Consider the following 21,020-nt stretch of genomic DNA (forward strand, 5'->3'; position numbering starts at 1 on the left):
CGTGCCGTTCGCTCCGCTCCCTGTTCTGTTACCCCTGGGCCTGTTTCGCGATTCGACCCAGCGCGGCGGTGCCGTTGATCTGCAGGGCCGCGTCGATGGCGGGGATGTACCCGCTCAGATCAGGCGGTGAGTAGGCCTCGTCGTGCGTTTACGCGACGAGGGCGTGGTGTCCGGGGACGCACAGGAGGGCGTTGTGCCGAATCTCGGAGATGTTCCGGCAGATCTCGTCGGTGCAGCACCAGGCCGCTCCGTCGTGATCCTTGGAGTCGTGGTGCATGTAGCCCATGACGTCGAGGGTCAACTCGAGGGTGTCGCGGTCGATGTCTTGGCGGTCGCCGTTCAGCATCCCCGCGAGGTCGCTGAACGATTCGCACAGCGGCTTGGAGCAGGAGGAGGCGGCGCCGGCGTGTTCGGTTTGGTGCAGGTCGGCGACGGATTCTTCGAGGCCGAGGTAGGCGGGGGTGGTGTTCATCATGTCCCCACGGTGCGACGGTTCGTTCGTTCGTCGGCTTACGCCGAGCGGCGGTCAGTGATCATCGGCTCGATGTACGCCCAGGCTGTCTGGAAGACAGCATCGGCGTCTGCGGTGTCGGTGCCGATCCGCAACGTCCAATCGTCGCGGCCGTCCTGGATGATCTCGCCGAGGTGATTGCGGGCTTCGTCCGTCATCGGCTTGCCGTCGCGCGCAACCGCCCGACGGTCTTGCTCAGCGGGGGAGATATCGAGCCGGATCGTGGTAGCTCCGGCAGCCATCGCCAGGTTCGTCTCCGCGGGGAACCGTAGTCCGGTGAGCAGGACGTCCTGCCCGGCACCGGCCAGGCGCTGCGCGTCTTCGACCACACGGGCAGCCCAGTACCCGTCAGGGCGCCATCCCATGCCGAACCGCTGCAGAACGGCACGCTGGAAGTCGGTGCGGACCGACAGGTCGAAGTCGTCCGGGGCCGCCGCCCACATGAGCTGTTCGAGTTCAGCGGCCTGCGACGGTTTGAGACCGACGACGGCATCACCGCGAGCTGCCTGATCGACGGCCGCTTGGGCCTCAACTCGGATCGAGTCGGAGAAGCCGACCTGCACAGCCGACCGACCGCGCGCAGTGAGCGCGGCGATGAGCCGCTCGGCGAGCGTGTCCTTGCCCGCGTACGCCTTGCCGTTGATGCCGATGATGATTCCGGGCACGCTGCGCGTGCTTGTGTGCATGGACGAACGGTGCGACGGGTCGCTCAGAACGGGGCGTCCTTGGGGTTCACGAAGGGCCGCCTAGGTGTTCTGTCCACGGACGTTAGTTACGGCGAGTCGACTGGAAAGTGAGGAAGACCTCCGGGTGAGGTGTGGAGCTACCACGCACCCACATTCACCACGGAGGTCTTCATGTCCCACGCTAACGCGACGCTCACACCGGCTGGCCGGCTCCGCTTGGCCAAGCTCGTCGTCGATGAGCAGTGGTCCTACGCGCATGCTGCTGAACGGTTTTCGGTCAGCATCACGACCGCACGCCGCTGGGCGTTGCGGTACCGGGAACATGGCCCGGCCGGGATGACCGACCGATCCTCACGACCACACCACTGTCCCCACCAGTTCCCGCGGCGCACTGAACGCCGGATTATCAACCTGCGGGTGACACGCCGGTGGGGTCCGGCCCGTATCGCCTACCACCTGGGGTTGAATCCCTCGACCGTGCACCACGTGCTGCGCCGGTACGGCTGCCCGCGACTGAAGTGGACCTACCCCGCGACCGGGACCCGCATCAAGGCATCCTCACGCGACAAGCAACGGTATGAACACCAGGCACCCGGTGACCTGGTGCATGTCGACATCAAGAAACTCGGGAAGATCCCCGACGGCGGTGGGTGGCGCATCACCGGACGCGGTTCGGCTCAGGACCGACGTGCCGGCGTGGCCCGTGACCGTGCCGCACGTCAGGGCGCATCATCCTCGCGTGGCTACGTCTACCTTCACCACGCCGTCGATGACCACTCCCGGCTGGCCTACTCAGAGATCCTCAGCGATGAACGCAAGGAGACAGCCGCAGCGTTCTGGAAGCGTGCCCAACAGTTCTTCGCTCGCCATGGCATCACCGTCAAAGCGGTCCTGACCGACAACGGCGCCTGCTACCGCAGCCGGTTATGGGCCAAGACGCTCGGCACGCGCATCAAACACCGCCGTACCCGCCCCTACCGGCCGCAAACCAACGGCAAGGTCGAACGTTTCAACCGGACCCTGCTGGAGGAATGGGCTTACGCGTGCGCTTACACCTCAGAAGCCGACCGCCGTGCGACCTACCCCGAATGGCTCCATCACTACAATCACCACCGCGGCCACACCAGCCTCAAGGGCCAATCACCCATCGACCGCGTGCCTAACCTCTCCGGACAGAACAGCTAGGCCGATTATGAGCAGCAGTCCGCCCATACGGCATGGGCGATGCGGAGGACGTCGCCGCCGACCTGCGGGAAACCTGTCACTACCAGGTAGGCGCGATGGTCCCGCGCGTCGGTCGATACGAACTGTCGGACCTCACCTACGCTGCAGCCGGGATCTGTCCAGCTGACCGGTTCTGATGGCGTGAGCCGAACGTACTACGCGTACGATACGTCTTGCACATATGCGGTTCCAGCGGCTACCGCACGCGTCGTATGGCTACCTGGCTACCGGTTTCAGTCGCAGTGTTACGGCGTGTCGGATGCGAGTGGCGGGGTGCGCAATGGACGCCGGATCGCGACTGCCACGACAAATCAGCAGGTCACAGCACAGACACGGGCGTTTTCCTCATCGCCACCTGAGAAAAGACGTGATGTGCGAGGGTCCATTGTTCGCGGTCACTACTGGTTGGAGAACGCTTCGACCTTGCGGCGCTCGCCGGAGACGATGATGAGATGCCCGTCCTCGACCACCGTCTCGGCGGTCGCGTGGGTGAAGTCCTTGCCGGTGGCCTTGACGCCGACGACCGTGACGCCCCATTTCGAACGGACTGCTGCCTCCGCGAGAGTCTTGCCGAGAATGCTGCGCGGTGGGCGTGTACGAACGATGGCGAATCCATCGTCGAACTCGATGTAGTCCAGCATCTTGCCGCGCACGAGGTGAGCTGTACGACGGCCCATTTCATGTTCGGGGCGCACGACGTGCTCAACCCCGACCTGCTCGAGGATCTGCGCTTGGGCCTTGGTGGTTGCCTTGGCCCAGATATGCGGTACGTGCAGACCGCGCAGGACGAAGGCTGCGAGCACACTTGCCTCAAGGCTGGACCCGATGGCAACGACGGCCCGGTCGAACTCATGCACAGACAGCTGGCGCATGGCTTCTGCGTCGGTCGCGTCGGCCTGAACGACGTGGGTGAGCCTGCCTGCAACAGCTTGGACAGGGCGCGGGTCTGCGTCGATGCCCAGGACTTCGATGCCATCACTCTCTAGCTCCAGCGCAAGAGATTTGCCGAAACGGCCGAGTCCGATGACGACGACTCCGCCGCCAGCTCCGATGCGCTTAGCCAATGAGGGGCCATCCTTCCGGGTAGGTGTATCGGCGTCCGCGCTTGCGCAACGCCAGAGCCGACACTAGGGTCACCGGCCCCAACCTCCCCAGGAACATCAGGGCAGCCAATACAAACTGACCCGATTCCGGCACCTGGGCAGTGATTCCGGTGGACAACCCGACCGTCGAGAAGGCACTCGTCGTCTCGAAAAGCACGTCGCGGAAGGGCAGACCGGTGAGTTGAGTGAGGAGCATGGTCGATCCCACAACGGCAGCAACCCCCAGTAGAGCCACGGTGATGGCCTGCCGCACAGTGCGATCGCCGATCCGCCGGCCGAACGCGACCACATCATGCTCGCCACGAACCTCGGCAACGATGACGAAGAATAGGACGACGAACGTGGTGACCTTCAGTCCACCGGCGGTGCCGGCCGATCCACCTCCGACGAACATCAGCATGATTGTGCCGAGCAACGTCTCGTCGGTGGCCTGCCCGTAGTCCCAGGCATTGAAACCCGCGGTACGCGGCTGCACGGCGTGGACGAAGCCGGCCAGCAGCTTCTGCGCTGGATTCAGTGTTCCGATCGTCGCGTCATTACCCCATTCGCTGAGCGTCATGAACACGGTTCCGCCGACGAGAAGGATCGTGGTCATGAAAAGTGTGAGTTGGGTGTGCAACGACCAGTGCCTGCGTGCACGGCGACGCAGGAGTTCGAGCAGGACGGGGAATCCGAGGCCGCCGATGACGATGGCCACGACGATCGGGAGTTGAATCCAGGGGTCGGTGAGGTAACTCATGAGGCTGTCGCTGAACAGCGCGAACCCGGCGTTGTTGAAGGCCGACACTGCGTGGAATCCGCCGAGTCGCAGAGACTCCAAGAAGCCGAAGCCGTGGCCGAGCCAGAACCTGAGTGTCAGGGCAAGAGCGACGACTGCCTCGACGATGACGGTGATTCTGAAGACTCCCACTAGGACGGTGCGAACGTCGCCGACCCCGCTCTTTGTTTCGGCAGCCGCTGCGATTCGGCTGCGCAGACCTAGCCGCCGGCCGATGAACAGCACCAGCAAAGTGGTCATCGTCATGAATCCGAACCCGCCGACCTGGATGAGTCCGAGGATGACGGCCTGGCCGAAACCGGTCCAGTAGGTCGCTGTGTCCACGGTGACGAGGCCGGTGACACACACTGCACTTGTGGAGGTGAAAAGTGCGGTGACGAATGGTGCGCCTCCATCACCGGTTCGTGCCATCGGGAGCATGAGGAGCAGGGTGCCGATGGTGTTGCCCACCGCGAATGCCGCGACCACGGTCTGCGCGGGGTGACGCAAGAGTCGGGAGCGGGGGGTGGCCCGGGCACCGGTGTCGGAGAGCATCGTCGGTGAGAATGGCACAGCAGCCTGGCCTCCGTCCACTGGGCCCTCGTCCTGTTGAAATAGCGCCCGATCTCCACAGGCCGAACGCGCCCATCCGCCTGGGATCCCGCGCTCAAGCCTGGCGGGGAGCAAGGCCGTGTTCTTGACGCGGGACACGACCTACCCCGAACGGCTCCATCACTACAATCACCACCGCGGCCACACCAGCCTCAAGGGCCAATCACCCATCGACCGCGTGCCTAACCTCTCCGGACAGAACACCTAGGCCTGAGTGGTGCCGCTGTCAGAACGGGGCGTCCTTGGGGTTCACGAAGGGCCACCTGGGCAGGGTGGCGTTGTAGTCGTAGTTGTCGTCCGACCAGCTGTCGTCCAACATCGGCTGGCCGTAGTCGAGGTCGGCGGACGACTCGGACTTCACCTCGGGCGCGAAGCGTCCGTCGTCGTGCCGGGCACGGTCGATGGCGCGGCTTGTCGTGCGCTGAGGCGGCTGGCCGGAGCGAGGGGCATGGGTTCGAATAGACATGCCCGTAGGAGTGGCGGGAGCGGGGCGAGACTCGGACATACCGAAACGGTGCGACGGCACCGGGTCACCCTTTGGGCGGCACCTGCTTGCCGTCGCAGTAGGCGGCGATCTTGAACGCCTGCGCGACGCCCTCCTTCCGTCCGACGGTGTCGATGGTCTTGAGCGTGCAGCCCTTCTTGAAGTTGCCCTTGGCGTCGAAGACCCGGTCGCCATAGCCGGTACGCGCGGCTGAGATCACGCGGTACTCCAAGGCTGGTTGGTTGACTGTGTGTTTGATCTTGGGTGTGCCGGTGGACCAGGAGAAGGGCTGGACGCCGATGCCGTCGCCGACCGTCGACGTGACTCCGAGGTAGCCGGCCATCGTGGCGAGCGAGATGGCGGTAGCAACCAGCGCACGAACCATGCGGGCCCAGCGGAACCAGGACCGCAGCAGCCGGTAGAAGGCCAGTGTCACGACGACAGCGACAGCCCAGGCGATCGGCGAGGTCGCCAGGTAGGCCGCGCCATCACTGAACGATGTCGACCAGTTGACCTGTCGTTCGGTGATGTAGGGGATGGGGACGTCGAGGGTGTCCGGAAGCGGAATGGTTCGCATGACGGTGACGGTGCGACGGGTTGCTCAGCGCACGCGCGACAGGGCGACCGAAGCACCGATCAGTCCGAGGACGACGGCCCGACCGTAATGCGCGAGAAGGTACGGCTCAGGAATCGGGATGTTACGGGCGGCCATGCTCGATCAACTCCTCTGTGCGGCGAAGGACGGCGTCCATCGCGGTGTGGGTCAGGTGCGACTCATCGAACAGGGCGTCGACGCAGGCCGAGCGCAGATAGTCGGCGACGGTGTTCAGGTCCCCGGTCGGCGCCACGCGCTTCGGGTAGAGACCGAACAGGTCGTTCTCGTAGGCGAGTAGTTGCGCGACCTGTCCCGCGATGAGTAGCACCGACAACGGAAGGTCGTGGCGCTGAACCATGTCCTCGCGGATGGTGTCCTGCGCGATCTTGGCGTAGGAGAACACCAGGAGCCGCTCATCGGTGATCGTGGCACTCATCGCAGATTCTGCAAGGTGAGTCGGATGTCCCGCAGCACAGGGATCAGTCGCACGGCCTGTTCACGGACTGCAGCTGACTGGGAGAGTTGCGCGTAGATGTTCGCGCGCTCGAAGTCGTTGCGGTCCAGCGCCTCGACGGCAGCCTGTTCGTAATACGCGGAGCTGGTGTTGTCGGCCATACCGCAACGGTGCGACGTAGTCCGTCCGGGCGGATCACCCCTCAACCTCGAGCGCGCCGGCCAGGCCGCTGAGCGTCGCTTTGGTTCGCCGACGGCCGGTACGGATCAGTGCGCGCGGTAGTTGCGGATCCACCGCTGGTGCTGGCAGTGCCACAGCACGGTCTGTCCAGGGACGAACCGTCGTTCGGGCCGGGTCGCGTTCCGGCGCCGGCCCCTCCTTCCCGATCGGGGGAGAGAGGGCTGCTGGTTCGTGCACGGCATGACGCATACCTTGCCGCAGATCCGATCCCGTCGCACGGACCCTCCCGAGGTTCGTTCGATCGTGAGGTGCGTCGCACCGTACCCATATGGCAAACGCGATTGCGCTCGACATCGAGACCGACACATCCCCGCTGACCGACAAGGAGAAAGCCGCCGGCTACACCTCTCGAGGACTGGACCCGGCCATCACCGCCGTCACCGCCGTCAGCATGTACGACGGCACCGACAGTCATGTCTTGTCTGGCGAGGAGAGGTCACTCCTGATCGACCTGGCGGACTGGCTGCGCACCAGCGACGCCGACACGGTCCTCACCTGGAACGGCTCCGCGTTCGACTTCCCGTTCCTTGACGCGCGGATGGGCCTGCCTGGCATCCAGACACCGTGGACGCTGGTCCACAACCCGGACATCCCCGTCAAGTACGAACCGACGCCGGGCTACCTCGGTGGTTACGACGTGCGAGGTCTGGGCGCCAACCACGTCGATGTAGCCCTCCTCACCCGCGAACGGACCGGCCGCTGGTGCTCGCTCAAGATGCACGCGCGCAGCGAGTACGGGCTGGACCCCGTAGAGGTCGATCGCACCAAGATGCACCTGCTCACCGGGAAGCAGCTGCGCGAGTACGTCGTCTCCGACGCGGTCACCACCTACGAGATCGCGCGGCGTATGGGCTTGCTGACCGCCTGACGTTCCAGACAACAGAGCGGCGCCCTTCCGGAATCCCGGAGGGGCGCTGCTTGTCGGTCCGTCAGTCGTCGGTCGTTCCGGCGCGACGGATCGGCAGGACGTCGGCGTCGCGGCCGATGATCTGATCCCACTGGTTTTCGATTGCCTTACCGGCCTTCTTTGTCAGCGACGTGGTGACGTGCTGGTACCGGGGAAGTTGAGAGCCGTCAGACCAGCCCAGTGCCTCCTGCACGATGCGCGGGTCGATTCCTTCGGTCAATAACTGTGTCGCCACCGTGTGACGCGAGGAGTGAGTTCCGCGGTGCAGCACTTCGGCTTCGTGCAGAATCGCCTGCCACTGACGAGCATCGGCGCGATGGTCACGGGCGCCACCGGTAGTGCTCGACGGAAACACCAGGCCACCGTGCTCGGACAGGATCGAGGTGTCGAAGATTCCGCGTTTTGCCGCTCGCTCCCAGTCAACGCGCCAGTCTCGCAGCACTTCAACGAGCTGATCAGGAAGCCAGATCGCCCGAACGCCAGCCGCCGACTTGGTCTTTCCGAACTGGCTGGCCTTCGTCTTGTGGGGGCATTGCGCGGGGGTGTGCTGATCCTGCTCCTTCGGGTCGCATCCGTGCAGCCACTGGACTCGCTTCAGAGATCGTTTGATGATCAGACGGTTCTCTTCGAGATTGAAGTCGCCCCATGCCAACCCGAGACATTCGGACTGGCGGCCCCCGGTCATCAGCTGAGCGGCCCAACGAGCGGAGTCTCGGTGTCGAATGACGACGTTCCAGACGGCAAGCAACTCCGTCTGAGAGAAGGGCTGAGGTGAACGCTGGGCGGGTGCCGGTTTGGCGACGTCGGCCGCGACATTTCGTGTGAGGTGTCCGCGGCGCACGGCGAGGTTGAGCGCCTTTGCGAGCTGGACGTGCACTGCACGAACGGTGCTGGCGGACATGCCTTTGGCCTTGAGGTGGATTTGCAGCTCGACGACGTCTGTCGCAGTGATGGTGTCGATCAAACGATTGCCGAGCTGTGACTTCAGGTGGTTCCGGTACAAGCTGGCTGCGGCTGAGACGGTAGCCGCCTCCAGGTTGTTCAGGTCGTCAGTACGTCGGACCTCGACGATCCACTGGTCCAGCGTCGGCATCGACCGAGCCGGGGCCGTCGGTCGGACCGGGTCGAGTCCATTGGCGAGCATCCATTCATCGCGCAGGTCCCGGCACGCATCTTTGGTTGTGGCCGTGAAGCTCTTGCGCACGGTCTGTCCATCGGCGAGGCGGAACGACTGCTTCAGGCGACGCTTCTTGTTGGCGGTGACCGTCCATGTCCCCTCGGGGTTGATCGGGCGGGCCATCAGCTTGCCTGGCCGATGGACGGGACGCGGTGGCGCTCGAGGTATTCCTCAATGTCCGATCGCAGAATCCGGGGGGAGTGGCCGACCTGGGTGCGACTGATTTCTCCCTCTGAGATCAGCCGACGCAAGGTCGGCTCGGAAACGCCGAGGAGGGCTGACGCATCAGCGAGGGTGTACGCCGGGTCGGTCAGGGGGATGATCGGAGGTCCAACGGTCTCGTCTGGAACGGAAGCCACGACCATGCTGGTGACTCGCTCAAGGTCTTCTTGGAGTCGAGCTATCGTCGCGAGGATGACGCTCTTGGAAGGTGTCTGGTTACTCATGGGCGGACGGTGCGACGAGTCCCGTCCGACACCTCGCCACCGAAACCGCTCCACCGTCGGACCGTCGTGTCCGTCAAGGCGCAGGCGTCGCGCGTCGGACGGCGTCGTTGTGGGCTCGTCGCGGTTCAACACGCACCTCCGAGGTCGTTGTGGGCCCGGTTGTGGGCCCACAACACTCGGGCCCACAACTCAAAGACACCGGTGGAGAAAGCAACAGGACACCTATGTGTCCCGGATTTCCGGGACACATAGGTGTCCTTTGCGTTGTCGGGCTGACAGGATTTGAACCTGCGGCCCCTTGACCCCCAGTCAAGTGCGCTACCAAACTGCGCCACAGCCCGATCGGCTCGTTTCCGAACCTCCGGAATCCTAGCCGACCGTCGCGGGAGAGCCGAATCGGACCCGACTTCGCCGACCTTTCAGGCAGATGTCCTACTTCAGTTCGTCGCGTCTGGCGCTGCCGAGGACGCCGCTGCAGCGGGGGAGGTGTCGTCGAACACCTGGATCCGGCCGGAGTAATTCGCGATCCACACGGTGCCGGTGACCGAGTCGTAGGAGACACCGATCGGGTTCGCGAAGGTCTTCACCGTCTGGATCACCCGCATGTCACTGGTGCGGATCTTCTGCGCGACGTTCGCCCAGTGGTCGACGACGTAGAGCGCCTTGCCGTCGGGGGAGATGGCCATCGTCCGGGGTTCGCGCTCGGTGGGTGTGGTCGCCAGGACGACGCCGGTATCCCGGTCGACCTTCGTGACGTGATTGGCACGCGACGAGACCACGTAGAGGAACTTCGCGTCCGGCGACATGGTGATGTGGCGCGCCGCCTGGCCTACATGCGCGAACAGCGTGTAGGTGCCTGCGTCCAGGTCGACCCGATAGATGTTCGGGGTGCTGAACGCGGCGACGTACGCGGTCTTGGAGTCGGGCAGGACAACCATTCCGCGGGGATTCTTCGGCAATGGAATCTGCTTGACCTGTCGACCGGTGGCCAGGTCGATCACGCTCATCGTCCAGCTGCACCAGTTGTTGACCAGCAGGGTCCTGCCGTCCGGCGTCACCGTCAGGTACTTCGGCACAGCGCCGACGCGGATCACTTGATCGACGGCGAACGACTTCTGCGTGTCGATCCGATAGACGAAGGAATCGACGTACCCGTTCTCGGGCCCGCAGAAATCCTGGGCGGAATCGCGATGGTTCGGACCGGACATGACGTAGTTCGAGACATACGCGTAGCGGCCGTCAGGGCTCCAGGCGGCCTCCACCGGAGCACCCTTCGTGCGACCGGGGAACTCCGGGAAGCCGAAGGTGGAGAGATCGACGTCGTCGGCCACGGTTGCCGCGAGGGTGCCCGTTCGTGTGTCGTAGAACGTCGCCGAGTGCGAATACATCATGTTGTTCGCGACGGCGAGTCCGTGACCGCTGGTCACGACGGACTTCGGTGTGATTGCGCCACCGATCGTCCTCGTCTCGACCATCGTCGTGAGGTCGGACGCCATCCGCGAGGCCAGCGGTGTGTTGCTCGTGCTCGCAGTAGGTCTCGGCGCGGTGGATTGCGTGGAGGCGCCGGACGACGACCTGCTCGACGTGGCAGCGCTTGAGGAGCTCCCGAGAGAGCACCCGGAGGTACTCGCGACCAGCAATACGCCCGCGAGCCCTACAACGACTCGCCCGTACATGTGGAACCTTCCGGCCAAAGGGATGTCGCCTGAGACTAGGGCCCTTTTGGCTCACGAGGCGCGTCCATGCTGCCCGGCGTGTCAGACCCGATCCAGTGAAGCCATCCGCTCGATCGCCTCGGTGAGGATCTGCGGTGAGGTGGCAAAGTTGAGCCGTGCGAAACCGCGGCCTGTCTCCGGTCCGTAGTTGGTGCCGCTGGACAGGCCCACCTTCGCTTCACGCCGCCACACGGCGGCCGGATCGTCGCCCAATCCAGTTGCACGACAGTCCAACCAAGCCAGATACGTGGCAGCCGGCGGTGTGTACCGAATAGTCGGAAGATGCTCGGCGATCAGCACCTCGAGCAATCGGCGATTGGCGTCCAGCTCGCGGTTCAGCCGACCGAGCCAGTCACGTCCCTCGGTGAATGCCGCAACATGGGCGATGATCCCGAAGTGGCTTGCGGCGTGTGTGTGCACCTCGTGCAGTTGTGCGAACGCTGCCTCCGATCCGGCGACGACGGCGGCCGCCTTCAGCGCAGCAAGGTTCCATGCCTTCGACGCCGACAGCACGGCGAACCCGCGCTGCCCACGGTCCACTGACAGGTACGGGGTGTACGAGCCGTGGTGCACCAACGGTGCGTGGATCTCGTCCGAGACGACCGTCACATCGTGCTCGGCGGCCAGTGCCGCCAGCCGGGTGAGTTCGTCAGCGGTGTGGACGGTGCCGGTCGGGTTCTGAGGGTTGGACAGCAGGTAGGCGCTTCGGCGGCCACGCGCTTGTTCGAAAGCGGCACCGAGCGCCTCGAAGTCCAGCCGACCGGCGGAATCCAACGGTGCGTCGAGAGGCCGGCGACCGAGCATGTCGACGAACCCGTGGAAGGAGTCGTAACAGGGGGAGGACACGACGATCGAGCCGTCGACATCCGTCACCTCGCGCATGACCTCGGCGACGCCGACCATGACGTCCGCGACGACTGTGGTCCGTGCGGTGTCGATCGACCACTGCCAGGTGTCGGCGGCGTACGCGGCGACGGCGTCGGCGTACCGCGGTCCCCAGCCGTACCCGGTGTCGCCGCGACGCATGGCGGCGGTGATGGCCTCCACCACCGCCCCGCACGGCTCGGCGTCCATCTCGGCAACCCACAACGGCAGGACGTCGGGTTCGAACGCGACCCACTTCACGCTGGTGCGATGACGGCGTGCCTGCTCCGGTGTGCTTGTGAGGATCTCGTAGTCCATGTGGCGAGCCTACGAGCGCGGTCCGGAGCAACGGTCCCGGCGGGTGGGTCATAGGCTGACGCCCGTGACGACGAGCAACGGCCAGCAGGTCAACTGCCGGATCTGGCACGACGGCGAACTGATCGCCGAGACCGTCCACCGCAGCGAGATCATCGAAGCGCTGCACGAGCCCGACCGGCTTGCCTGGATCGATTTCGTCGATGCGCACCCTGCCGACCTCGCCGAACTGATCGACGCACTGCGGTTGCCGCCGACCGAGATCGAGGACGCATTCGCCCCCAACGAGCGTCCCAAGGTGACTCGTCACGGTGACCATCTGTTCTTCACCGCGAACACGGCGAAGTTGATCGGGCCACTGGGGGACAGCACCGAGGATCGGCTGCAGATCAAACGCATCTCCGGCTTCGTCCTGCCGGCAGCGCTGGTCACCTTCCGTAGATCCGACTTCGACATGGCGCCCGTGCTGCACGCCTGGGACCAGAACCCCGATCTGCTCAAATTCGGTCCGCGCGCTCTGGTTTACGGGCTGATGGACACGATCGTCGACGGGCACTTCGCCACGATCCAGCAACTCGACGACGACATCGAGTCGCTCGAGGACGTGTTGTTCGACCAGGACCGCACCGGTCACACATTCCAGCGGCAGGTGTACTCGTTACGTAAAGAACTGGTCGCGCTGCGCCGGGTCGTGCTGCCGATGCGTGAGGTGGTCAACGGGCTGCTGCGTCACGGCGGACGCACCAACACCGAACTCGACGGCTGGTACGACGACCTGTACGACCACATCCTGCGGGCCGGAGAGTGGACCGAATCGCTGCGTGACATGGTGATTTCGCTGTTCGAGACCAACCTGTCGTTGCAGGACGCACGGCTGAACACGACGATGCGCAAGCTCGCTGCCTGGGCTGCCATCATCGCCGTACCGACCGCCATCACCGGATGGTTCGGCCAGAACGTCCCTTACCCCGGGTTCTCCCAACCGGTCGGAGTCTGGGGGAGCACCATCGCGATCGCCGTGGGGTCGGCACTCATGTGGTGGTCGTTCCGCCGGCGCGGCTGGCTCTGAACACGCGGCTCAGAAATCGAAACAGCCGGCGTCGCAACCGTCGCAGCCGTCCAGGCAACCGGTTGCTTCGTCGAAGATCCCGGACGCCGAATCGGTGAATGCCTCGAAGGCGCCGCTGATGTCCATCAGACCGGCACCGGACACGTCCATTGCGGAGCCGGCGTCGATCAGTGCGCCGATGCCATCGGCAGCGAGCCCGGTCATCTCGCTCATCGCGTACCAGGCCCACGGGTCCATGGCGAACGCAGCGGCGACGTCCAGGCCGTCCTGGACGTACGAACTGCGGATGGCCTCGCCGACGACCTTCGCCCAGCGATCGGCCAGTCCGAAGACGATCGCGAACGGCAGGTACCGGGTGAACAGCCCGATGGCTTCCTCGTGTCTGATCTGGTCTGCTTCGGCGGTGGCCAGGTACTTCTCGAAGCCGAGAGTCTGGATCCGTGCCGCCGTACCCGCCGCCGTCCGTGGGCTTCGCCCCGGACCGGTGAACAGCAGCAGTAGGGCAGAGATCAGAATCGCTCCGGGTATCGCGAACGGCACGAAGCTGTTGTGGCGTTCCCACGCGTCGTACGCGCCGAGGGCCAGCAACGCGGCGACGAACACCAGCAGCACGCCGAAAACTGCGGTCCACCGAGCACGCGAACGAGGATGCTTGCGATACCACCCACGATCGATCATCTCGCGGTAGAGATCGATCTGCGCTTCCCTCAACGTGAACCCGAGGTTGACCTTCAGATCGGACATTCGCACGGTGGAACCGTGGGCGAAAACAGCAGTGAGCATGCGACGCTCGGCGGGCGAAAGGCGGTGGTCGGCCGGCTGCTGCGGGTTCTTGACGAAGAGCCAGTCCTTCGGCTTCGCCGTGCCGGCCGGTGGGTGCGGCGCCGTGCTCGTCGCGGTGTTCGGCTGAGGCAGTGGCGCGGCGTCGGGGGTCTGCATCGGTTCGATCGCGAAGAAACCCCGAAGCGAGAGGTCTACCAGCATGGCGGCCAGGTCGCGTCCGTCCACCTTGCCGTCGACGATCGTTCCAGCGACCGCGGGCCCGATGCCGGCCGGGGGAGTGAACGACACGGCGACCGTGCCCTTCCACTGCTGCCCGCCGCGGACGCGACGTGAACCGACGCGTTGTTCCGGGGACGGGAACAAGCCGGGTGTCAGACCGACGAACTCCTGGTCACGGCGCCGCCATCGCAACCAGGCGACGATGACGACCGAGATCGCGAGTATGGCTGCAGCGACCGCCAGCCAGGTGATCTCCAATTCGGTCACGATTGCCAACCTCCACCGACGTACGCTCGCCCCATGACTTTCTCGACCCTAAGGCGAGCTGCGCTCTCGGCCGTCGCGGACCCGCTGGATGTGGAGAACTGATGGGACGGCGTACCGACCGCCGACGGATGACACAGGTGTCCTTCGCGGATGAGCAGATCAGCACCCGGACGCGCGCGCAGACGGTCGCCGTGGAGGAGCCGCTGGAGATCCGGGTCGCAGGGACGAGCCTCACTGTGACGATGCGACTGCCGGGCGACGACATGGAACTGGTGCACGGCCTGCTGCTCGGCGAGGGCCTGATCCACCACCGGGACGACCTCCTCGTCGCCCGTTACTGCGCCGACACCGACACCATGAATGTCATCGACGTGACGCTCGCCGAAGGCCCCCGGCCGCTGCCGATCAACGCGCAACGGACGCTGGTGATGCACGGTGGCTGCGGACTGTGCGGTAAAGCCAGCATCGACGCGGTCACCGCCAGTGTCGGTGCGATTGAGATCCGTGGCGAGGTCGACGTCCGGGTGGTGCGTTCACTGCCACAGAAGCTCACGGAGGAGCAGCAGACCTTCGGTCGGACCGGGGGCACCCACGCGGCCGGACTGTTCACTGCGGCCGGCGAGACCGTGGTGGTCCGCGAGGATGTCGGGCGGCACAACGCGGTCGACAAGGTGCTGGGGTGGGCGTTGATCAACGATCGCGATGTGACCGACGACGTCCTCATGGTGTCGTCGCGAGCCTCGTTCGAGATCGTGCAGAAGGCCGCGATGGCCGGCGTCGGCATACTCAGTTGTGTGTCGGCGCCTTCCCAGCTGGCCATCGACGCAGCGGCGGAGACCGGAGTGACGCTGATCGCGTTCAACCGCGGCGAGCGACTCACGATCTGCTCTCACCCGGAGCGCGTGCTCATCCCGAGCTCGCCGGTTCACCAGGCCTGAGCAGGCCGCGCCGGTGCGGCGGCATAGGCTCTGCGCGTGACCACGGCCGAGGTGAGCAACCGCATCTGGACAGTGCCCAACGCACTGTCGCTGCTGCGACTGCTCGGCGTCCCGCTGTTCTTCTGGCTGATCCTCGCCGAGTACGACTGGTGGGCGCTGGCAGTGCTCATGATCGCGGGCTTAACCGACTACCTCGACGGCAAACTCGCTCGGATGCTCGGTCAGACCTCCAAGCTCGGCCAGATGCTCGACCCGGCGGCCGACCGGCTCTACATCCTCGCGACGATCCTCGCGCTCGCCATGCGCGACATCATTCCGTGGTGGCTGGTGTGGATCCTGCTCGCACGCGAACTGTTCATCCTGTGCCTGGGTCCGATCCTGCAGCGACACCGACTGCCGCTGCCCCCGGTGTCATTCATCGGCAAATCGGCCACCTTCAACCTCATCTACGCCTTCCCGTTGGTGCTGCTCGGGGAGCAGGCCGGCGCGGTCGGTGACGTGGCGCGTCCGCTCGGTTGGGCGTTCGTCTGGTGGGGAACCGCGCTGTACTGGGTGGCGGGAATCATGTACGCGGTCCAGGTGCGTCAGATGGTGCGCGACAGCCGCGATGCGCCACAATCGGCGCGGTCATGATCAAGCTCAAATTGCCCGAACTCACTCCCGACGAGCCCGCGCCGCCGCGCGACCCGGCTGCGTCGATGAGCCTGATCAACGACGTCATCCGGCATCCGTTGGATCCCTCGTACGAGGCCGAGGCCGCCAAACGGCGGGCGTCGGGCGCGCAATCGCGTCCGATGAATCGCTCGCCGTTGCTGATCCTGACGATGATCCTCATCGGGTTCGGGCTCGCGACCAGCGCCATGGCCCTGCGCGTACCACTCGGCGTCGCGGAGAAGCAGCACGATGAACTGGTCACCCGCATCAACGCCGGCCAGAAGCTGATCGACCAACGCTCGGGCACGGTCAAGACGCTCAACGCCGATATCGCTCGGCTGCAGGAGTCAGCCCTCCAGCGCGGTAATCGCACCGGCACCACCGACGACCTGCGCGAGGCCGAGGCGATCGCCGGAGCGGTCGCCGTCAAGGGCTCGGGCTTCGTGCTGACCGTGAGCGACGCCAAGAATGCCGGAACGGATGCACAAGGGGATCCGCGTACATCCGGTTCCGACACCGGACGCGTGACCTCCAGCGACCTGCAGATCGTGGTCAACGGCCTGTGGCAGGCGGGTGCGGAGGCCATCTCGATCAACGGTCAACGGATCACCTCACTCACCGCCGTCCGCTTCGCCGGCCAAGCGATCCTGGTCAATTTCCGGCCGCTGGTGCCGCCCTACGCGATCTCGGTGATCGGCCCTGGCAGCATCAAGGCCGATTTCGAGAAGAACGCCGGCGGCAACTACCTGTCCACCCTGAGCAAGGGGGTCGGCATCACCTCGAAGTTCGAGACCGACAAGAGCATCACGATTCCGGCGGCACCGTCGGTCTCGTTGAACCACGCACGTGCATTGAAGGAGAACCAGTGATTCCCGCACTCGGCCTCGTCGCCGGTCTCGTCATCGGCATCATGCTGTCTCCGGACGTCCCGCTCTGGCTCCAGCCGTACCTGCCGATCGCGGTCATCGCAGCGCTGGACGCGGTTTTCGGGGCAGTCCGTGCGGTGCTCGACGGCATCTTCGACGACAAGGTGTTCGTCGTGTCGTTCTTGTCGAACGTGCTGGTCGCGTCGTTCATCGTCTTCCTCGGTGACCAGCTCGGGGTCGGCTCGCAACTGTCCACGGGCGTCGTGGTCGTCCTCGGACTGCGTATCTTCAGCAACGTCGCCTCCATCCGCCGACACCTCTTCCACGCATGAGCGATCCCGCCGACAAGACACCTGAACCCACCGCACCAGGTCCGGTCACCAAGCCCTTGCAGGGGTGGGGCCGGCTGGTGCGGATGGGACGTCCCCGCCTGACGAAGGCGAACCTGCTGGCCACTCTGCTCGCGATCCTGCTCGGTTTCGGCATGGTGACGCAGGTGCAGCAGTACCGGGCGTCCGGACTGGAGAACCTGCGCCAGGAGGACCTCGTCACCCTCCTGGACGGGGTCAACCAGCAGAGCGGCAAGCTCGGCACGGAGATCAACCGGTTGACCCGCACTCGCGACTCGCTGCGGGCCGGTGGCGGCGACGCGGCCGCGATCAAGGCCGCCGAGGACCGCCTCGCGGCTCTGGGCATCCTGGCCGGCACGGTTCCCGCCACGGGGCCGGGCATCGAGATGAGGATCCCCGACTCCGAACGCCGGATCCAGCCCAACAACATCCTCGACACCGTCCAGGAGCTGCGCGACGCCGGCGCGGAGGCGATCCAGATCAACGACGTCCGCGTGGTCGCGAGCACCTGGTTCGGGCTGTCGATGGAGGGTCAGCTGATCGTCGACGGCAAGACGATCGCGGCCCCGTACGTCGTGCGCGCCATCGGCGATCCGCACACCGTGTCCACCGCGTTGGCGATCCCCGGAGGTGTCCTGGAGACGTTGCGGCAGTTGGGAATTCCCGCCACAGTGCAGAGGAAGACGTCAATTGCGGTGACCGCATTGCGGCCCGCGAGCGAGCCTGGATACGCTCAGCCGGAAACATCCGAGTAAACCCAGTGCGCTGTCCACAAGGAGCATGATGAGCGACCTCGAGTACCCCGCCGACCTGCGTTACACCAGCGACCACGAGTGGGTGAAGGACCAGGGCAACGGCGTCGTGCGCATCGGCATCACCGCTTTCGCACAGGACGCACTGGGCGACGTCGTCTACGTGAGCCTGCCGGGTGTCGGCGACACCGTCACCGCAGGTGACTCGTGCGGCGAGGTCGAGTCGACGAAGTCGGTGAGCGATCTGTACGCCCCGGTCGAGGGTGAGGTCACGGCGGTCAACGAGCAGTTGGACGCCACGCCGGAGCTGGTCAACTCCGACCCGTACGGTGAGGGCTGGATGTACGAGCTGAGGCTCGCCGACGCTTCGTCCGTGAACGACCTGCAGGACGTCGAGGCGTACAAATCGTCGCTCAACTGAGCACATTCCTTCGATCGATTAGGCTTCGAGGATGAACGATCAGCAGTACCCAGGCAACGGCCAGCCGGCCGGTGACGCCACCGCGCGCTTCACCGTCGGCGGCGACGCTGTCGTGCCGGCTGAGTTCGTCGGCGAGTTGCGTCTTTCGCAGTCCGACCAGGCGATGGTCGATGCGCTGCGCCCGGGCACCGCTTTGCTGATCGCGATGCGTGGCCCCAACGCCGGCGCGCGTTTCCTGCTCGACGACGAAGAGGTCGGCAGCGGACGCCACACCGACAGCGACATCTTTCTCGACGACGTCACCGTGTCTCGCCGCCACGCGGTGTTCCGTCGCGGTGAGCACGGCTACAGCGTGGTCGACGTGGGGTCGCTCAACGGCACCTACGTCAACGGCGACATCACCGACGCAGCCGAGCTGCGCAGTGGCGACGAGGTGCAGATCGGCAAGTTCCGGTTCGTCTACTTCGGCGCGCCCACCGGCGCGTGAACGGGTCGTGACCGACCCCGCCCAGCAGCCGGCACTGTCGATCGGTGCGGTCCTGAAGCAGTTGCAGGACGAGTTCCCCGATCTGTCCCTCTCGAAAGTGCGCTTTCTGGACGCACAGGGCGTAGTCAGCCCGCAGCGTGCGGGCAGCGGGTACCGGCGCTACACCCAGCGAGACGTCGAGCGACTGCGCTTCGTGCTGCGGTGTCAGCGCGACCGTTTCTGGCCGTTGAAGGTCATCAGGGAAGCCCTGGATGCCTTCGACCGCGGACTGGAGCCCGCGCCGGTCGAAGGTCGCCCGTCGGTTCCGGCTGTCCAGGATGACTCCTCTGTGCCGAGCGTCGCCGACCTGGTCGGGGGACAGGCGCACGACCTACGCCTGTCCGCGGACGAGGTGTGCTCTGCCACCGCACTCGACCACAAGGCGCTGAACGGGCTGGCCGACTTCGGCCTCCTGAAGCCCGACGCAGACGGCTACTACGACGCGAACGGTCTGCAGATCGCGCGTGCCGCGTCCGCCCTGCTGGCGCACGGCATCGATGCACGTCACCTGCGTCCCTTCCGGTTGGCGGCCGACCGCGAACTCTCTCTCGTGCAGCAATTGACCTTCGGCCCGGGCGACACTCAGCCCGCCGAGGTCGTGCGCGAATGTCTCGCGTTGCACCTTGCTCTCGTCCGAGCAGGCTTGCAGGGGTAGCGTTGACCTCGTGAAACAGGTCGAGGTGATGGGCGTACGGGTCGAGATGCCGACGAACAAGCCGATCGTGATCCTGCGCGAGGCCGACGGCAACCGGTGCGTTCCGATCTGGATCGGTGCGCCCGAAGCTGCGGCGATCGCTCATGTCATGGAGGGTGTGGAACCGCCGCGCCCGCTCACGCATGACCTGCTGCTCAGTGTGATGGAGACGTTGGGCGCCCGCCTGGGGCACGTCGACATCACCTCGATGGACGAAGGCGTCTTCTACGCCGAACTCGTCCTGGCCGACGGCCGCCGCATCGACGCCCGTAGCTCGGACGCCATCGCGCTCGCACTGCGAGCCGAAGCCCCCGTCTACGTCGACGACTCCATCCTCGAGGAGATCGGCGTCGCAATGGAATTCGAGGAAGAGGACGAGGTCGAGAAGTTCCGCGAGTTCCTCGACAACGTCTCGGCCGAGGACTTCGAGGACGACGGCGAGGAATCCGGCGGGCCCGAGGGCGGCAAGGATTAACTATGAACTACATGTTGAAGGTTTCGACCGACCTGGAGTTCACCCGCGACACGCCGAGCGACTTCGTTGACGCTCGTGGGGGTCGGTCGTACCTTCAATCCCAGGCACGCGCAGGCGTGCAGTTGACATTCACGAGGAAGAGGTAGCCATGGCACGCGCAGATGTGCAGCCCGAAGGCTCCCGGGCTCCGGCTCCGCTGGAAGCTCCCGTCGTCGACGGCATCGACCTGCCGGACGACGAGCAGCTGGGCTACCGCGGTCCCGCAGCCTGCCGCGCGGCCGGCGTCACCTACCGCCAACTCGACTACTGGGCCCGCACCGGCTTGGTCGAGCCGTCGGTGCGCAACCCGTCCGGATCGGGCAACCACCGGCTCTACAGCTTTCGCGACATCCTGGTGCTCAAGGTCGTCAAGCGGTTGCTCGACACCGGTGTGTCCCTGCAGCAGATCCGTATTGCCGTCGCCGCACTGCGCGACCACGGTGTCGACGACCTGGCCACTATCACCTTGATGTCCGATGGTGCGAGCGTCTACGAGTGCACCTCCGACGACCAGGTCATCGACCTGATGCGCGGCGGCCAGGGCGTCTTCGGTATCGCGCTGGGCTCGGTCTGGCGCGAGGTCGAAGGCTCGCTGTCCGAGTTGCCGTCCGAGCGTCCCGACGCCGAGACGATCGCCGACCATCCCGGTGACGAGCTGCGCGGACGTCGCGAACGCCGCGCGGCGGTCTGAGGACCCCCTCGCCGGACACGTCGAACAACAGCAACCAGCACCGGGCGCCTCGAGCGCCCGGTGCTATTTTGTTGCCCAGCTCACGACACCGGGCGGGAGAGTCCCCCGCCGCAGTGGTGGTGGCGCCGAAGGTGCAATTCTCCCCAGAACCTCTCAGGCCACCGGACCGCCCGGACGAGGCGAATC

At 65.5% G+C, this 21,020-nt stretch carries 26 protein-coding genes, 1 tRNA gene and 1 riboswitch; of the genes, 13 read left to right on the forward strand and 14 right to left on the reverse strand.

What is annotated here, in order from left to right; translation table 11 throughout:
• Positions 1-148 precede the first annotated feature (148 nt).
• Together FB459_RS10705 and FB459_RS10710 are read right to left on the reverse strand one after the other, a co-directional pair.
• Positions 149-475, reverse strand: a complete 327-nt coding sequence (locus FB459_RS10705; RefSeq protein WP_141928487.1) for a hypothetical protein — start codon at positions 473-475, stop codon at positions 149-151.
• Positions 476-510: 35 nt separating this feature from the next.
• Positions 511-1,197 carry a P-loop NTPase family protein gene (locus FB459_RS10710; protein WP_141928488.1) on the reverse strand — a complete coding sequence of 229 codons (687 nt, stop codon included), beginning with the start codon at positions 1,195-1,197 and terminating at the stop codon, positions 511-513.
• 171 nt (positions 1,198-1,368) lie between these two features.
• Between FB459_RS10710 and FB459_RS10715 the strand changes: the two genes are divergently transcribed.
• A complete protein-coding gene (locus tag FB459_RS10715) occupies positions 1,369-2,382 on the forward strand; it encodes an IS481 family transposase (RefSeq protein WP_141928489.1) in 1,014 nt (337 codons plus the stop codon).
• A gap of 437 nt (positions 2,383-2,819) precedes the next feature.
• Here FB459_RS10715 and FB459_RS10720 read toward each other — a convergent pair whose 3' ends face one another.
• The 6 genes from FB459_RS10720 to FB459_RS10750 all read right to left on the reverse strand — a co-directional run bounded on the left by FB459_RS10720 (position 2,820) and on the right by FB459_RS10750 (position 6,587).
• Positions 2,820-3,485, reverse strand: coding sequence for a potassium channel family protein (locus FB459_RS10720; protein WP_205744811.1), 666 nt, complete (start codon positions 3,483-3,485; stop codon positions 2,820-2,822).
• A complete protein-coding gene (locus tag FB459_RS10725) occupies positions 3,478-4,836 on the reverse strand; it encodes a TrkH family potassium uptake protein (RefSeq protein WP_129627508.1) in 1,359 nt (452 codons plus the stop codon). The genes FB459_RS10720 and FB459_RS10725 overlap by 8 nt, the downstream gene beginning before the upstream one ends.
• 283 nt (positions 4,837-5,119) lie before the next feature.
• Complete coding sequence (locus tag FB459_RS10735) at positions 5,120-5,359, reverse strand: hypothetical protein (protein WP_141928490.1); 240 nt, start codon at positions 5,357-5,359, stop codon at positions 5,120-5,122.
• 64 nt (positions 5,360-5,423) lie between these two features.
• The gene (locus tag FB459_RS10740) at positions 5,424-5,954 is read right to left on the reverse strand and encodes a hypothetical protein (RefSeq protein WP_141928491.1); all 531 of its coding nucleotides are present in this window, start codon (positions 5,952-5,954) and stop codon (positions 5,424-5,426) included.
• A 121-nt stretch (positions 5,955-6,075) separates the two neighbouring features.
• Positions 6,076-6,408: a hypothetical protein gene (locus tag FB459_RS10745; protein WP_141928492.1), complete on the reverse strand. Its 333-nt coding sequence runs from the start codon at positions 6,406-6,408 to the stop codon at positions 6,076-6,078.
• Positions 6,405-6,587 carry a hypothetical protein gene (locus tag FB459_RS10750; protein ID WP_141928493.1) on the reverse strand — a complete coding sequence of 61 codons (183 nt, stop codon included), beginning with the start codon at positions 6,585-6,587 and terminating at the stop codon, positions 6,405-6,407. Before FB459_RS10750 ends, FB459_RS10745 begins: the two co-directional genes overlap by 4 nt.
• 347 nt (positions 6,588-6,934) lie before the next feature.
• Here FB459_RS10750 and FB459_RS10755 point away from each other — a divergent pair, with 347 nt between their 5' ends.
• Positions 6,935-7,534: a 3'-5' exonuclease gene (locus tag FB459_RS10755; RefSeq protein WP_141928494.1), complete on the forward strand. Its 600-nt coding sequence runs from the start codon at positions 6,935-6,937 to the stop codon at positions 7,532-7,534.
• A gap of 61 nt (positions 7,535-7,595) precedes the next feature.
• On the opposite strand, the gene FB459_RS10760 is transcribed toward FB459_RS10755, so the two are convergent.
• The 5 genes from FB459_RS10760 to FB459_RS10780 all read right to left on the reverse strand — a co-directional run bounded on the left by FB459_RS10760 (position 7,596) and on the right by FB459_RS10780 (position 12,093).
• The gene (locus FB459_RS10760; protein ID WP_141928495.1) at positions 7,596-8,873 is read right to left on the reverse strand and encodes a tyrosine-type recombinase/integrase; all 1,278 of its coding nucleotides are present in this window, start codon (positions 8,871-8,873) and stop codon (positions 7,596-7,598) included.
• Positions 8,873-9,196 carry a helix-turn-helix domain-containing protein gene (locus FB459_RS10765; protein WP_129623870.1) on the reverse strand — a complete coding sequence of 108 codons (324 nt, stop codon included), beginning with the start codon at positions 9,194-9,196 and terminating at the stop codon, positions 8,873-8,875. The genes FB459_RS10760 and FB459_RS10765 overlap by 1 nt, the downstream gene beginning before the upstream one ends.
• A gap of 267 nt (positions 9,197-9,463) precedes the next feature.
• Positions 9,464-9,537, reverse strand: a tRNA-Pro gene (locus FB459_RS10770).
• Positions 9,538-9,633: 96 nt separating this feature from the next.
• Positions 9,634-10,692 (reverse strand): YncE family protein, encoded by a 1,059-nt coding sequence (locus tag FB459_RS10775; protein ID WP_170221874.1) that lies wholly within the window; start codon positions 10,690-10,692, stop codon positions 9,634-9,636.
• A 261-nt stretch (positions 10,693-10,953) separates the two neighbouring features.
• A complete protein-coding gene (locus FB459_RS10780) occupies positions 10,954-12,093 on the reverse strand; it encodes a MalY/PatB family protein (protein WP_141928497.1) in 1,140 nt (379 codons plus the stop codon).
• Positions 12,094-12,157: 64 nt separating this feature from the next.
• Here FB459_RS10780 and FB459_RS10785 point away from each other — a divergent pair, with 64 nt between their 5' ends.
• The gene (locus FB459_RS10785; protein WP_240795854.1) at positions 12,158-13,159 is read left to right on the forward strand and encodes a magnesium transporter CorA family protein; all 1,002 of its coding nucleotides are present in this window, start codon (positions 12,158-12,160) and stop codon (positions 13,157-13,159) included.
• A 9-nt stretch (positions 13,160-13,168) separates the two neighbouring features.
• Here the strand turns inward: FB459_RS10785 and FB459_RS10790 are convergent, their stop codons facing one another.
• Entirely contained in the window at positions 13,169-14,428 is a 1,260-nt protein-coding gene (locus FB459_RS10790; RefSeq protein WP_170221875.1) for a DUF2207 family protein, read from the reverse strand.
• A 101-nt stretch (positions 14,429-14,529) separates the two neighbouring features.
• Here FB459_RS10790 and fdhD point away from each other — a divergent pair, with 101 nt between their 5' ends.
• From fdhD to FB459_RS10840, 10 genes are all read left to right on the forward strand, one after another.
• Positions 14,530-15,366, forward strand: coding sequence for a formate dehydrogenase accessory sulfurtransferase FdhD (fdhD, locus tag FB459_RS10795; RefSeq protein ID WP_129623865.1), 837 nt, complete (start codon positions 14,530-14,532; stop codon positions 15,364-15,366).
• A 36-nt stretch (positions 15,367-15,402) separates the two neighbouring features.
• Positions 15,403-15,999 carry a cardiolipin synthase ClsA gene (gene clsA / locus FB459_RS10800; protein ID WP_211345179.1) on the forward strand — a complete coding sequence of 199 codons (597 nt, stop codon included), beginning with the start codon at positions 15,403-15,405 and terminating at the stop codon, positions 15,997-15,999.
• On the forward strand, positions 15,996-16,889 hold the full coding sequence (locus tag FB459_RS10805; RefSeq protein WP_141928500.1) for a DUF881 domain-containing protein: 894 nt from the start codon (positions 15,996-15,998) through the stop codon (positions 16,887-16,889). Before clsA ends, FB459_RS10805 begins: the two co-directional genes overlap by 4 nt.
• The gene (locus tag FB459_RS10810) at positions 16,886-17,218 is read left to right on the forward strand and encodes a small basic family protein (RefSeq protein ID WP_141928501.1); all 333 of its coding nucleotides are present in this window, start codon (positions 16,886-16,888) and stop codon (positions 17,216-17,218) included. The genes FB459_RS10805 and FB459_RS10810 overlap by 4 nt, the downstream gene beginning before the upstream one ends.
• Positions 17,215-17,991, forward strand: a complete 777-nt coding sequence (locus tag FB459_RS10815; protein ID WP_129623861.1) for a DUF881 domain-containing protein — start codon at positions 17,215-17,217, stop codon at positions 17,989-17,991. Before FB459_RS10810 ends, FB459_RS10815 begins: the two co-directional genes overlap by 4 nt.
• A gap of 28 nt (positions 17,992-18,019) precedes the next feature.
• A complete protein-coding gene (gene gcvH / locus FB459_RS10820) occupies positions 18,020-18,409 on the forward strand; it encodes a glycine cleavage system protein GcvH (protein WP_129623860.1) in 390 nt (129 codons plus the stop codon).
• A 31-nt stretch (positions 18,410-18,440) separates the two neighbouring features.
• A complete protein-coding gene (locus FB459_RS10825; RefSeq protein WP_129623859.1) occupies positions 18,441-18,896 on the forward strand; it encodes an FHA domain-containing protein in 456 nt (151 codons plus the stop codon).
• Between the two features lie 7 nt (positions 18,897-18,903).
• Complete coding sequence (gene ftsR / locus FB459_RS10830) at positions 18,904-19,590, forward strand: transcriptional regulator FtsR (RefSeq protein ID WP_141928502.1); 687 nt, start codon at positions 18,904-18,906, stop codon at positions 19,588-19,590.
• A 10-nt stretch (positions 19,591-19,600) separates the two neighbouring features.
• Complete coding sequence (locus FB459_RS10835; protein WP_141928503.1) at positions 19,601-20,104, forward strand: bifunctional nuclease family protein; 504 nt, start codon at positions 19,601-19,603, stop codon at positions 20,102-20,104.
• A gap of 148 nt (positions 20,105-20,252) precedes the next feature.
• Entirely contained in the window at positions 20,253-20,834 is a 582-nt protein-coding gene (locus FB459_RS10840; protein WP_141928504.1) for a MerR family transcriptional regulator, read from the forward strand.
• Positions 20,835-20,917: 83 nt separating this feature from the next.
• Positions 20,918-21,013, forward strand: a riboswitch (glycine riboswitch).
• The last annotated feature ends 7 nt before the right edge of the window (positions 21,014-21,020 follow it).

This window comes from Yimella lutea (assembly GCF_006715095.1).
Lineage (GTDB): Bacteria > Actinomycetota > Actinomycetes > Actinomycetales > Dermatophilaceae > Yimella > Yimella lutea.

Excerpts from the sequence above, each read along its gene's own strand:
- FB459_RS10705 (WP_141928487.1), bottom strand. The coding sequence starts at position 475 with ATGATGAACACCACCCCCGCCTACCTCGGCCTCGAAGAATCCGTCGCC.
- FB459_RS10710 (WP_141928488.1), bottom strand. The coding sequence starts at position 1,197 with ATGCACACAAGCACGCGCAGCGTGCCCGGAATCATCATCGGCATCAAC.
- FB459_RS10715 (WP_141928489.1), top strand. The coding sequence starts at position 1,369 with ATGTCCCACGCTAACGCGACGCTCACACCGGCTGGCCGGCTCCGCTTG.
- FB459_RS10725 (WP_129627508.1), bottom strand. The coding sequence starts at position 4,836 with ATGCTCTCCGACACCGGTGCCCGGGCCACCCCCCGCTCCCGACTCTTG.
- FB459_RS10735 (WP_141928490.1), bottom strand. The coding sequence starts at position 5,359 with ATGTCTATTCGAACCCATGCCCCTCGCTCCGGCCAGCCGCCTCAGCGC.
- FB459_RS10740 (WP_141928491.1), bottom strand. The coding sequence starts at position 5,954 with ATGCGAACCATTCCGCTTCCGGACACCCTCGACGTCCCCATCCCCTAC.
- FB459_RS10745 (WP_141928492.1), bottom strand. The coding sequence starts at position 6,408 with ATGAGTGCCACGATCACCGATGAGCGGCTCCTGGTGTTCTCCTACGCC.
- FB459_RS10750 (WP_141928493.1), bottom strand. The coding sequence starts at position 6,587 with ATGGCCGACAACACCAGCTCCGCGTATTACGAACAGGCTGCCGTCGAG.
- FB459_RS10755 (WP_141928494.1), top strand. The coding sequence starts at position 6,935 with ATGGCAAACGCGATTGCGCTCGACATCGAGACCGACACATCCCCGCTG.
- FB459_RS10760 (WP_141928495.1), bottom strand. The coding sequence starts at position 8,873 with ATGGCCCGCCCGATCAACCCCGAGGGGACATGGACGGTCACCGCCAAC.
- FB459_RS10765 (WP_129623870.1), bottom strand. The coding sequence starts at position 9,196 with ATGAGTAACCAGACACCTTCCAAGAGCGTCATCCTCGCGACGATAGCT.
- FB459_RS10775 (WP_170221874.1), bottom strand. The coding sequence starts at position 10,692 with ATGGCGTCCGACCTCACGACGATGGTCGAGACGAGGACGATCGGTGGC.
- FB459_RS10780 (WP_141928497.1), bottom strand. The coding sequence starts at position 12,093 with ATGGACTACGAGATCCTCACAAGCACACCGGAGCAGGCACGCCGTCAT.
- fdhD (WP_129623865.1), top strand. The coding sequence starts at position 14,530 with ATGGGACGGCGTACCGACCGCCGACGGATGACACAGGTGTCCTTCGCG.
- FB459_RS10805 (WP_141928500.1), top strand. The coding sequence starts at position 15,996 with ATGATCAAGCTCAAATTGCCCGAACTCACTCCCGACGAGCCCGCGCCG.
- FB459_RS10815 (WP_129623861.1), top strand. The coding sequence starts at position 17,215 with ATGAGCGATCCCGCCGACAAGACACCTGAACCCACCGCACCAGGTCCG.
- gcvH (WP_129623860.1), top strand. The coding sequence starts at position 18,020 with ATGAGCGACCTCGAGTACCCCGCCGACCTGCGTTACACCAGCGACCAC.
- FB459_RS10825 (WP_129623859.1), top strand. The coding sequence starts at position 18,441 with ATGAACGATCAGCAGTACCCAGGCAACGGCCAGCCGGCCGGTGACGCC.
- FB459_RS10840 (WP_141928504.1), top strand. The coding sequence starts at position 20,253 with ATGGCACGCGCAGATGTGCAGCCCGAAGGCTCCCGGGCTCCGGCTCCG.